The following is a 12585-nucleotide window of genomic DNA, read 5'->3' on the forward strand; positions in this document are numbered from 1 at the left end:
TTTAACGGGTGCTCCCTGAGCACGGTCCTGAACCACCTCGCGGCGGCTTCCGTCAAGAAGAGACATTTTTAGAGTAACGACGAATGGCCATCCAACCCAACATCGTCCAGGGCAACGGCGGCGATATCAATGCATCGGGAATCGGCGTCGCGCCGGCCCGGATCTACGCGACCAACAATTCCGAAACCATCCGCTCGACCGGCAGCGACGACCAGATCTACGCCAAGGGTGGCGACGACATCATCTATAGCGGCCACAACCAGGACGTGATCAATGCCGGCGACGGCAACGACTTCGTCGACGCAGGGGCGAGCCGCGATTTCGTGTTCGGCGGCGCCGGCAACGACACGCTCTATGGCAACGAGGGCAACGACGCCGTGGTCGGCGGTGATGACGACGACATCATCTATGGCGGCGACGGCAATGACGGGCTCTGGGGCGACAACAGCAACGGTTCGCTCGACGGCACGGTCGGCGCCGATACCTTCCGCTTCGACAAGGCCGATGGCAGCGACAACGTGTTCGACTTCGCCGTCGGCATCGACGCGGTGGAGCTCACCCAGGGCGGCACCTACAGCCTGACGCAGACGGCGGCTGGTCACACCAAGCTGATCTACGGCGAGACCACGGTGTTGTTCCACAACGCGCTTCTGACCACGGACGATATCGACTTCATCTGATCCCGTCCCGCATTCGGACCACGGCAAAGCGCCACCGGAAGGTGGCGCTTTCGCCGCGCCATGGGGCGCGATCCGAGACGAGACGATCCCGGCGTGCCGGGATCCGCATCCCCGTATCGCGGCCTGCCCAGGAAACGGACAAATCGTGATGGATCGGCGCCGCGGGGGCGTTTAGGGGCTGGGGCTCACGACCTTATACGTGTACGCCGACAGAGCAAATCATCTTATCGGCGAGCGCATGCTGCACCCGACCACTACGCCCATCGCCCTGCTGATGTTCGCCGCCATCCTCTGGCTCGGCCCGGTGCGCGGGCTATGGGTGTTCTTCGCCTCGATGACCTTCCGCAGCGCCGCCGCCCTGTCGCTCCCGGGTCTCGGCGACCTGTCCCTGACCGATTTTTGCGTCGTCGCGCTCTGGGCCGCCTGCCTCGGCCGCCCGGTGGGCTTCGCGCGGCTGTTCGGCACGATGCGCCCCACCCGCCCCGGCTTTCCGCTGATGCTGCTGATGGTGCTGGCGACGATCGGCGCGGTGTTCTTGCCACGGGTGTTCAGCGGCCAGACCGAGTTCTTCACCCTCGGCCAGATCGAGGGACGGCTGAGCTTCCTGCTGGCGCCGCTGCGCCCGACCGGCAGCAATATCGGCCAACTCGTCCGCTTCGCGCTGTCGGTCTCGTCCTACGTGCTTCTGGCCGCGGCCTTCGCCTATTGGGGCCGCCCCGACCAGGCGCTGCGCGCGATGACCATCTCCACCATGGTGCATGCGGCGGTGTCCTTCGTCGATCTGGGCAGCCATGCCGCCGGGATGCCATGGATGCTCGAGAGCTTTCGCACCATGAACTACGCAATGCTCGACGATCAGCGCCTGATGGATATCCGGCGGCTGATCGGCGGCTTTCCCGAGCCTTCGGCCTATGCCTTCTATACGGTCGGGCTCTACGGCTTCTGGCTGAAGCTTTGGTTCGATGATCGCGGCGGGCGCTGGACGCTCGCGACACTGATCGTCGTGGCGCTGCTGCTGCTGCGCTCGATGTCCACTTCGGGAATCGTCGCCTTCGTGAGCTTCACCGGGCTGTTCCTGCTGTGGCACATCCGCTCGGCGGCACGGGTGCAGGGCGTGGCGAGCCTCTATCTCGGGCTCAGCATGGCGATCCCGCTGGCGATCGGCGGCGTGGTGCTGATCTACAACTTCGTGCCGAGCGTGCCGATCGTGCTCGACACGCTGATCTTCAACAAGATGGACAGCGAGTCCGGCGTCGAGCGGATGAGCTGGAACATGCAGGCGCTGCGCAACTTCGCCGACAGCCACGGGCTTGGCATCGGGATCGGCAGCGTCAGGGCGTCGAGCTGGATCATGACCAATCTCGGCAGCTTCGGCCTTCCCGGCAGCCTGCTGCAGCTTTGGTTCCTGCTGGCGCTGGCGACGTTGGGCCGCGGATTGCGGGGGCTGGACAGCGCCGTCACTCGGACCGGCGCCGCGATGGTCAGCGGCTGCATGGCGATAGTGCTGCAGGCGATGATCGCCCGCCCCTACCCCAATCTCGACACGCCCTTCTACGCGATGGCGGGGGTGGCCGCCGGGCTCTATGCCCACGCGCGGCTGCGCAACCGCCGTGCCGCCCCGATCGCGACGACTGCCCGTCCCGAGCCGGCCGGTGACGCAGGGCCCCTCTTTGCCAAGGAATAGGATTTTCCAAGTGCAGCTGGTTCGACGCCCCCAAGACCGCGCCACACTCAGGGACGGGATCAAGCGCATCGCCGCCCGCACCGCCGCGCATGCCCCGCAGGCGCGCTACGACAGCTGCCTGCTGATGCTGTCGCATATGCGGGCCACGACCACGGCATTGTCGAACGTGCTGTGCAGCCATCCGCGGATCACCGGTTACGGCGAAACCCACGTGCCGCATGGCCGAGCCGAAAGCCTCGGGCAGGTCGTGGTGAACCTCGCGCTGCGTCGGGCCCTCTCGCTCAGGGCCGACCTGCTCTATGACAAGGTGCTGCACGATCACCTCGACGCCGCCGCCGATGCGCCGTTCTTCGGGGCGCGCGCGCTGTTCATGCTGCGCGCCCCGGCCCCGGCGATCCGTTCGATCGAGGCCTTGGCGCGACGCACCGACATGCATCAATACCGCAGCGCCGAGGCCGCCGCTCTTTATTACGCCGAGCGGGTCGAGACCCTGTGCGGCCACTGGGACCGGTTTCCCGCCACGCGCAGGTTCGGCGTGACCTCCGAGGCGCTGCTGCGCGATCCCGATGCGACCGTCGCCCGGCTGGGCGCCTGGCTCCGGCTCGAACCGCCGCTCACCAACAGCTATGTCAGTCACCGCGCGACGCAGAAGGGCGGCGGCGGCGATCCGACCCGAAGCGCCAGCCATACGCAAATCGAGCCAAGCGATCGCCCGGTCGAATCGGGTCCGGTGGCGGGGGTGTCGGCGGAGCTGGCCTCGCGTTGCGAGGCGGCGCATGGCGCGCTCGCCGAACGGTTCATGGCGAATTCGGGGCCGCAGCCGGAACCCGGCCCGCATCCGGATTTAAGCAATCCTCAATCTTAACCCGCCATAAACCGTGGGGACCCGTCCTCGGTCCAGTACCGGCGCCAGTTGTCGGACCGCTAGGCCGGGCCGTGATCCGCAATATGTCCCGGTGCCCCGCCGCATCGGGAGCGGTACGCACCTGATTGTAACGATTGTCGTTACTGCAACCCAAGGGTGATGTTTGCCATGCGGGCGAGCCTCCTCTTCCCGCCATGGGAAATCTTCGTCGCCGAGGGACCAGCGCCTCGCAGCCCCTTCGGCATCCAGCAACCGCGGCACCATGCGGTCCGCGCGGACCGATCAAACGTGACTCGCGTTTCTCAATCCCGCCATCGCGGCTGCGCAGTTCGGTCGCCGGGATGCCTTGTTTGGCGGGTCTTTTGGCGTGGTCGGGCAGAAGCCGGGCAAGTCGCGTCCGAATGAACGAGGCGTGACGACAAGAAGAATGAGTACGAGGGTCAGATGTCTCAGTTCAGTTCGCCGATTTTGCCGCCGCCGCTCGCCCCGAATTCCTCTTTCAGTGATCCGAATACCGGGGCGCAGTACTATTTCGACCGCCCGTACCTGTCGAAGATGTCGATCGACGCCGAATCCGTCTGGGTGGACTACACCGGCGCGGGCATCACCGTCGGCGTGCTGGATTCGGTCATCAACTATGCCCATGGCGATATCGACGACAACTACGACGCCAGCCGCGACATCGATCTCGGCACCGGCGGCACCACTCCGGTCTGGGACCGCAGCGCCTATCCGGACGCGCATGGCACCATGGTCGCGGGCGTCATCGCCGCCGAACGCGGCAACGGCCTCGGCACCGTCGGCGTCGCCCATGGCGCCAAGGTGGCGAGCTTCGCGCTCGACTACAACGCCGACAACGTCGTCGCGCAGGTCGAGGCCGGGGTCACCCATGGCCGGACCGTCGACGTGCTCAACAACAGCTGGAGCTACAGCCGCGCTTTTCAGGACAACCTGCTGCCCGGCACCAATGGCCACGAGGCGCTGGTCACGGCCGTGCGCGATGGTCGCGACGGGCTCGGAACCGTCGTCGTGTTCTCCGCCGGCAACGCGGCCTATTCGCAGTCCTCGAATTACCACGGCTACCAGAACTCGCCCTTCACCATCGCCGTGGGCGCCACCGACAAGGATGGCAACGCCGCCGCCTTCAGCTCGTTCGGCGCCAATCTCCTGATCACCGCCGCCGGCGTCGATATCATGACCAGCGAGCCCTATAGCGGCGGCGTGCGGATGATGTCCGGCACCTCGTTCTCGGCGCCGATCGTCTCGGCAGCCGCGGCCGTGATCCTCGAGGCCAACGACCAACTCGGCTATCGGGACGTGATGGAGATCCTCGCCCTCTCCGCCCGGGCCGAGGATCTCGGCACCTCCTCCTCGGTGAGCTATGGCTGGGTCACCAACGCCGCAACGAATTTCAACGGCGGCGGCATGCATTTCTCCGACAGCTTCGGCTTCGGCTACCTGAACCTCCACGACGCGGTGCGGCTGGCCGAAACCTGGCAAAGCCAGCAGCGCTTCGACAACCTGCTGACCGAAGCGGTCGAGACGCGCTACAGCGACCTCGTGCTGACGGCCGGGCAGAACGACCACATCCGGGCGGTGATCGAGTTCACCGAGGACGTAACGATGGAGAGCGCGCAGCTCGAGCTGAAGCTGCCATGGAGCCACACCAACGATCTCAAGATCTTTCTCACCAGCCCGGACGGCACGATCAGCCAGCTGGTCTATGATTTCGAGGCCAAGGGCGGCGGCGGCAGCCTGTTCAACTTCCCCTTCACCACCAACGCGGTCTTCGGCGAAAGCTCCAAGGGCAGCTGGACCATCGACATCCACAACCGCAACCCCGACCTGCTCCATTACAATGGCAGCGGCCCGATGAGCGGTGCGCTGATCGGCGCCAAGCTGACCGTCAGGGGCAACGCGCCGGAAACCGACGACGTCTATTTCTACAATGACGAGTTCGCCTCGGGCTTCTACGACGCGATCGAGCAACTGACACGGGCCCGGCTCACCGATGAGGATGGCGGCACCGACACGATCAACGCCGCGATGGTCACCCATGCGATCGCGATCGATCTCTCGGGACAGGCCGAGAGCCGGATCGGCGACTCCAAGCTGGACCTGCAGGCGAACGTGATCGAGAACGCGTTTGGCGGCGACGCGAACGACCTGCTGATCGGCTCGGCGGCGGACAACCACCTCGCCGGGGGGCGCGGCGACGACACGCTGCAAGCCAGCGGCGGCCGCGACCGCATCGATGGCGGCGCCGGGACGGACCGTCTGGTTTTCAACCTCGCCTCGACGGCGCTGCTTTCGGCCGAGAGCCGCGAAGGCGGCGTCGATCTCTCATTCAAGCTCGGCGGTGCCACCGCGAGCAGCCTGGTCAGCAATGTCGAGGCTTTCGTCTTCAGCGATGCGAGCTTCGATCTCGATGGCATCCTGAACCGCGGCGCGACCCCGGCCGAGCCGCCCGCGCCCGCCCCGGTCACGCCGCCCCCCGCCGAGGAGGAGGCTTCGCCACCCCCGCCCGTAGTGTCGGAGCCGACCCCGTCCCCGACGCCGGAGCCCCAGCCCGAGCCCGAGCCGGAACCGGCGCCGACACCAGAGCCGGAACCGGCACCTGAGCCGGAGCCGACGCTGCCCGAGGCGCCTGCCGCCCCCGCGCCGCGATACGATTATCAGGCGCTCGGGACCGAGGGAGAGGATCGGCTGGTCGCGCGTGGCCTGCACAACCTGCTGGATGGCAAGGGCGGCAACGACCTGCTGATCTCCAACAAGGGCGATGACGATCTGCACGGCGATCTGGGCGACGACCGGTTGTTTTGCGGCGCGGGCGACGACGAGGCCTATGGCGGCGCCGGTGCCGACATGGTGATCGGCGCCGATGGCAACGATCTGCTCGATGGCGGCGCGGGGCAGGATCTGGTGAATGGCGGCGCCGGCAACGACCGCCTGTTCGGCGGCGACGGCCGGGACAAGCTCTTTGCCGGGGATGGCGACGACATGCTGTTTGGGGGCGCCGGCAACGACGTGCTGTTCGGTCAGGACGGGACGAACAGCATGGATGGCGGCACCGGCAGCGATACGTTCTTCTGCGGCGCCGGGGTCGACACGATCATCTTCGCCGCCCGGTCCGACGATCTCGACCGGGTCTACAATTTCGGCGAGGACGACCGGGTCGTCGTGCAAGGCGGCACCGCCGGGTCGGACAGCCTGCGTTTCGAGGAAAAGGGTGGCGGCGTCTCGCTTTTCGTCGAGAACGGCGGGACCCTGACCGAAATCGCCCATTTCTCCCGGGTCGAGCTCGCGGCGCTCGAAGGGCAGACGACGCTCGAATTCGCCTGACCCGTTCGGCGCAAGGATCGGCGCGGCGCTAGGGCCGTGCCGATCCAGATCAACGCGGACGCGCCGCGAAGTCGAGAATGCGCTCGGGCGCGGCGCGCCCATGCAGCAGGTCGCCAAGCGCCATCCAGTTGCCACTGGCCCTGGCGCGACGATCGACCCAAGGCTCGGGACGCAGCATCTTCAGATGGTTGGCCAGCATGTTGCGCGCGATCAGCCGCAGGCCGAACCCCGCCGGGATCGAGCCCTTGCGCATCAGGTAGGCGACATTCGCGACCTGGCTGTAGCCCAGCAGGTGCCCGTTGGTGTCGCGCCCCGATTTCACGCCGCAATGCACGCCGCGAAGCGCATCCGTGCGGATCATCTCGCCCGGAACGCGGCTGGCGAAATCGACATCCTCCTGCCAGCCATAGAGCGGCAAGCGCTCGTCGAAACGCAGCGCGCCGATCCGGGCAGAGCGGTAGGCCATGTTGCAGCCATAGAGCCCGACGAGGTCGCGCTCCAGCGCGCGCGGCGTCGCGTCCCGGCCGATCCGCTCGGCCTCGTCCGCCTCGATCATCGCGGCGGCCGAGACGAGATCGACACCGGCGCCGTGGATTCCATCGGCCAGCAACGCGCCGGTCAGGCCCGAGATGTCGGGAAACGCCATGAAGGCCCGCTCGATGCCGATCAGCGCATCGCGCGCGGGCAGGTAATCGTCGTCGATGAAGAACACCACGTCGCAGCGATCCAGCACCGCGTCGAGCCCGCGATTGCGCTGCCGCGGTAGGCCCTTTTCCGAGAACAGCACCTGCGCCGCGGGCTGCGCCGCCGCGAGGATCGCTTGGTCCGGCAGGTCACCCGGTTTCGTCACCACGCAGAGGATCTCGCTCGCCCGCTTGGTCTGGCGCGTCAGCCATGGCAGCAGCTGCGCCAGCGCCTCGGGCCGGCCGACCGAGCAGATGACGACCGCGATCCGCAGGCCGTCATTCGCGTCGTCGGTCATGGTATCGGCGAAAAGTGTCATTCAGCAGCCGGTCCGATTGAGCACCGCGCCCACGGTCTGGATCAGGATCTTCAGATCCAGCGGCATCGACAGCCGCTCCAGATACCGCGCGTCGAGTGCCACGCGTTCGTCATAGGCGATGTCGTTGCGGCCCGACACCTGCCACAGCCCGGTCACGCCCGGCCGCAGCGAGAGATAGACCCAGCTCTGATGCCCGTAGCGCGACAGCTCGGCCTCGGTCACCGGGCGCGGCCCGATCAGGCTCATCTCGCCCTTGAGCACGTTCCAGATCTGCGGCAGCTCGTCGAGCGAGGTCTTGCGCAGCAGCGCCCCCAGCCGGGTGACCCTCGGGTCGTCGCGCAGCTTGTGGTCGCGCTCCCATTCCGCGCGCGCCTCGGGATCGGAGGCGAGCAGCGCGGCAAGCCGCGCCTCGGCATCCGGCACCATGGTCCGGATCTTCCAGCATTTGAAGGTCACGCCGTTGCGGCCGACCCGCTCGTGGCCGAAGAAGCCGGGCCCGCCCTCGCGGCGGACCAGAAGATAGAGGGTGCCGATCACCGGCAGCAATGGGACCAGAAGGATCGCCACAAGAACCAGATCCAGCAACCGCTTGGCAAAGCGGTTGTAGCCCATCGGAGCGTCGAAGGCCGCTTCCTGCAGCGCCAGTGCCTCGATCGAGGTGCTCGAAGATTATGTCATCGCGACATCCTTGAAACCGTTTAAAATCGTCATCACTCGAAAATGCGCGCCCGCCGGAGGGGACGCCCGTCGCCACGCGGTGATCGGCGGCGCCGACCCCAAGGAACAACCTCTGGATGAGTCGTCCATGCCTTGGTTCTGCCTTACACCGGTCCTGTTAACAAATCTGCCGAGATACCCAGCAGACCTGTTCAGAGCGCGACTCATGCATATTTATGTTTTGCAACAGTCGGTTGTCTTTCCCTCTGGCATCCATCCGATTTGTCCACTTGCTGGACTATTTTGCAGCGCACCACTACTACGCGTTTTCAGACATTAAAAGCACAATCTAAAGGCGATCTTTCGCCATATTCGCTCTGGTTGTGAGACAGGGTCGCTCCGCCAACGCGAAAACGGCCCGCCCCGGATGGGACGAGCCGTTGCGCTTCGACGACATGCAAAGGGTCAGTGGTAGGCGTAGCTGCTACTATAGCCGTCGAGATCTTGGGCGGTGTCGACCATGGTCAGCACCGTTCCCAGCGGCGCCACGCCGATGTTCTTGAGCATCACCAGCCCCTGCGCCACGACCCGGCGCGGCGTGCGTTTCCAGCGCACCAGATAGACCACGTGATCGACCGCCAGGGCGATGCTCAGGCTGTCGGACATCGCCAGAACCGGCGGCGCGTCGACGATCACCATGTCGTAGCGCTGCTTCAGCGCCTCGATCAGCTCGCCGATGCAACTGGCCTCGATGCCGTCCGAGAGCAATGTGTCGTGCTCGCCGACCCCGGAGATGTCGAATCGCAGGCTGTCCGACCGGGCGATGGCCGCATCGAGCGAGGCCTCGCCCATCAGGTGATCCGACAGGCTGGCCTGCGACACCGCCCCCACCTCGTCATGCAGCACGGGCCGCCGGGTATCGAGGTCGATCAGCACCGTCGAGACGCCGGAGCGGGCATAGGACTGCGCCAGCGCCAGCGCGGTGGTGGTCTTGCCCTCGTCCGGCACCGAGGAGAGCAGCATGACGCTGCGCGGCCCGGCGGTGGCGGCGATACGCGTCGCGATCACGGTGCGCAGCTGCCGCACCCGTTCGCCAAGGAAGGAATACGAGCCCTTGTCGAGATGCGCGAGCACGTGACGCGGCTGGCGGATCCGGTCGGCGGGCAGCATCGACAGCACCTTGAGGCCGGTCGCCCGCTCCAATTCGACAGCGCGGCGGAAGCCCGCGCTCATCAGCTCCATCAGGAGCGCCGAGATCAGGCTGAAGGTCAGGCCCAGCGTGCCGCCGAAAGCGGTCATCAGAACGGGGCGCGGCGCCGAGGGTCCGGTCGGGATCAACGCCGGGTTCAGAAGCTTGGCCTCGGCGCGCTGGATCTCGGCCTGCGCCCGGATCTCGCCCAGACGTGTCAGCAGATCCTCGAACCCGGTGCGCGCCGCCTCGGCCTCGCGTTCGAGCTGACGCAGCTGAAGCGACGAGGTCGACATGTCCGAGAGCCGCTGTTCCAGCGCCTCGACATCGCGGCCGAGCGAGGCCTCGCGCCCCAGCAGCACCTCGATCTCGTTGCGGTAGGATTGGGCGATATTGGCCACCTCGGCCGCGATCGCCGCCTCGATCCGGCCGATATCCGAGGCGATGTCACGCCGGTCGGGATGGTTCTCGCCCAGCGTCGCCGAGAGCCGCGCATCCTCGCGCAGCATCTCGTCGCGCTGCTGGCGCAGCGACACGAGGTAGTCGGAGGACTGGGTTTCGGCAGCGATGGTCGGGCCGCGTTCGGCGATCAGCGTATCTATCTGCTGCAGCCGCGCCTCTTGATTGGCGCGCTCCGAGCGCGCCATGGCCAGCTGCTGGTTCAACTCGGCGAGCTGCTGCTGGACCACCTCGACCGAGGCGCCGGCGGTGTCGAGCAGCTCTCTCTTGTAGGTCTCGGCCGCGGCCTCGGCGGCCACCACCTCGCCGCGCCGGCGCTCGACCTGCTGCGACAGCCATTGCGTGGCGTTCTCGGCCACCCTTTGGCGGTCGAGCAGCTGCTCGGCGATGTAGGTCTCGGCCAGACCGTTAACGACCAGTGCCGAAAGCTCGGGATCGCCGGTCTGCAACGCGATCTGGATCACGTAGGAATCGCCGACCCGGTTGATGAACATGCCCGATTGCAGCGCCGTGACGATCCGGCTGAGGCGCCGCCGTTCTTCCGAGATCAGCGGCGCGTCATCGCCCTGCGCCGCGGGCGTCGCGGGCGCGACCAGCCCCCGCACCGCCTGCTTGGCGCCGCCGATGATCCGCGCCACGGGGCCGGGCTCGGCATTGGCCGGATCGATCCCGGCGAAGCGGGCGACGCCGATCTGCTCCACCACCCGTTCGAGCAGCGCCGACGAGCGCAGGCTGGCCACCTCGCTCTCGAGGATCGCGGTGTTGAGCTGCAGGTCCGAGACCACCTCCTCGCGCGCCGAGACCACCTGCTGTTGGCGCGGGTCGAGCATCACCGTCGCCTGGGCGGTATAGCGCACCGGCTTGGTGATCGTCATCGCGAAGAACAGCGCCGCCGCAGCGAGGGTCCAGAACAGCACGAACCACTTGCGGCGCCACAACGCGCCGATCAGCTCACGCAGATCGACGCTCTCCTCATGGGTGTGTACCGCATCCTCCTGCCGACGCGCGGAGGACAGGAACGTCCCGTGATTGAATGCGCTGTTATCGGTCGCCATGCCTGACCCTCTTCGATCAAATACCGCTTACAAATTAGTCTCATCGCAAAAGCCCGACCTGCCCCCGCCGAACCTCGTTGCACTCGGGCGGGGGAGACGGATAGAGCATGGACACCTCCCCGAACTGGATGTCCACATGTCAGTGAAGTTTATTTCGTATTCGCCGCATGGTTGCGGCACCCGGCCTCGCTCATGAGCCGCGAAAGCCACTCGAACAGGCGCGGTGATGGCGGCGGCGGCGGCGGCGCCGTCATCTCGATGCTGGGGCTGACCTCGCAGCAGATCGCCTCTTTCGTGATCACCCTGCTGGCGGCGGGCTTTCTCAGCGCGGCGGATTACGGGGTCTACACGCTGGCGATCGTCTTCGTCGAGTTCGTGGTGATGCTGACCTATACCGGCTATTTCCACTTCGTCGTGACCTCCGACTCCGAGGAGGAGGCGCTGCTCTCGACTATGTTCTGGATCATGACCGGCATCGGCGCCGTGGGCGGCCTGCTCCTAGTGATCTTCGCGGGTCCGCTCGCGGCGCTGTTCGACGCGCCCGAACTGGCGCCGGTGCTGCGGCTGTTCGGGGTGATGCAGCCCTTCGCCTCGGCGATCGGCTGGGCCTCGGCCGCGCTCACCCGTGCCGGGTCGATGCGGCGCTACTTCCTGATCCTGATCGCCACCAATCTCGGCGGCCTCGCGGGCGGCTGCATGGTGCTGGTGTTGTGGCAGTCGCTCTATGCGCTGGTCGCCTACCGCGCGATTCGCATCGTTCTGGGCGTGGCGATGTTCGGCATGGCGGTGCCAAGGCTACCGCGCTGGCGCTTCGACACGGCGCTGGCGCGCGAGGCCACCAGCTATGCCGGCGGCCTCTATGGCTCGCGGCTTTTGGGCTTCTTCTCGACCTTCGGCGCGGACCTGATCCTCGCCTTCCTGTTTAGCACTGCTGAGGCGGGGCTCTACCGCTTTGCCAACCGCCTCGCCATGGCTTCCGTCGACATCGTCGCGCAGCCGCTGCGCAGCTTCGCGCTCAAGCGGTTCGGCGAGGCGGCGCGTGGCGGCCGGCCCTTGAGCGCGGAAGTGGCAGGGTTTCTGGGCGCGAACGTCTTCCTGATGGGTGGCGTGGCGATCACCATCGCGGTGCTGGGCGAAAGCCTCGTCGGCACGCTGTTCCGCCCCGAATACCTCGCAGCGCTCGCGGCGCTGCAGGCGCTGGCGGTGCGCGCGGCGGGGTTGGCCGGGAACCATCTGATCGAGCCGGTCTTCGCGGCTCGGCACGCGAACCGGATCGGCATGTATTACAACATGGTCTGGACCGCGATCATGCTGGCGGCGATCCTCGCCTTCTCGGGCCAGGGGCTGGTGGCGCTGGCCAGCGCGCAGGCGGCGGTGGCGGTGCTGTCCTCGGTCTCGGCGCTTTGGGTGATCGGCCGGCATGGCAAGGTGGCGCTGCGCCCGGCGCTGCGCAACGCCGCGATCGCGCTGGTACTGCTGGCGGTCTACGCGGTGGCGCTGGAAACCGGCTGGGCGGCGATCTCGATGCTGCTGAACGACGACACGCTGCGGCTGGCCGGTGGCATGGCGCTGGCGCTGGGGCTGGCGGGCGTCGCCTCGCTGGCCGCGACCCGCAGCCGGGTGTTCAGCTTCCGGCTCTTCGCGGGCTGAG

At 67.0% G+C, this 12585-nt stretch carries 8 protein-coding genes; 5 read left to right on the top strand and 3 right to left on the bottom strand.

Features of this window, described 5'->3' with window-relative positions; all coding sequences use genetic code 11:
- Positions 1–83 precede the first annotated feature (83 nt).
- The 4 genes from LOS8367_RS15855 (at position 84) to LOS8367_RS15870 (ending at position 6571) form a co-directional block, all read left to right on the top strand.
- On the top strand, positions 84–680 hold the full coding sequence (locus LOS8367_RS15855; RefSeq protein ID WP_085897521.1) for a calcium-binding protein: 597 nt from the start codon (positions 84–86) through the stop codon (positions 678–680).
- Positions 681–918: 238 nt separating this feature from the next.
- Positions 919–2364 (top strand): hypothetical protein, encoded by a 1446-nt coding sequence (locus LOS8367_RS15860; RefSeq protein WP_085897522.1) that lies wholly within the window; start codon positions 919–921, stop codon positions 2362–2364.
- Between the two features lie 10 nt (positions 2365–2374).
- On the top strand, positions 2375–3229 hold the full coding sequence (locus LOS8367_RS15865) for a sulfotransferase (protein WP_085897523.1): 855 nt from the start codon (positions 2375–2377) through the stop codon (positions 3227–3229).
- 444 nt (positions 3230–3673) lie between these two features.
- A complete protein-coding gene (locus tag LOS8367_RS15870) occupies positions 3674–6571 on the top strand; it encodes a S8 family serine peptidase (protein ID WP_085897524.1) in 2898 nt (965 codons plus the stop codon).
- 49 nt (positions 6572–6620) lie between these two features.
- Here the strand turns inward: LOS8367_RS15870 and LOS8367_RS15875 are convergent, their stop codons facing one another.
- The 3 genes from LOS8367_RS15875 to LOS8367_RS15885 all read right to left on the bottom strand — a co-directional run bounded on the left by LOS8367_RS15875 (position 6621) and on the right by LOS8367_RS15885 (position 10934).
- Entirely contained in the window at positions 6621–7553 is a 933-nt protein-coding gene (locus LOS8367_RS15875; protein ID WP_085897606.1) for a glycosyltransferase family 2 protein, read from the bottom strand.
- A gap of 21 nt (positions 7554–7574) precedes the next feature.
- Complete coding sequence (locus LOS8367_RS15880; RefSeq protein WP_085897525.1) at positions 7575–8186, bottom strand: sugar transferase; 612 nt, start codon at positions 8184–8186, stop codon at positions 7575–7577.
- A gap of 510 nt (positions 8187–8696) precedes the next feature.
- A complete protein-coding gene (locus LOS8367_RS15885; protein WP_085897526.1) occupies positions 8697–10934 on the bottom strand; it encodes a GumC family protein in 2238 nt (745 codons plus the stop codon).
- Positions 10935–11126: 192 nt separating this feature from the next.
- Between LOS8367_RS15885 and LOS8367_RS15890 the strand changes: the two genes are divergently transcribed.
- Positions 11127–12584 (top strand): oligosaccharide flippase family protein, encoded by a 1458-nt coding sequence (locus LOS8367_RS15890; RefSeq protein ID WP_085897527.1) that lies wholly within the window; start codon positions 11127–11129, stop codon positions 12582–12584.
- Position 12585: the final 1 nt, after the last annotated feature.

Origin of the sequence: Limimaricola soesokkakensis (assembly GCF_900172345.1) — a bacterium.
GTDB lineage: Bacteria > Pseudomonadota > Alphaproteobacteria > Rhodobacterales > Rhodobacteraceae > Limimaricola > Limimaricola soesokkakensis.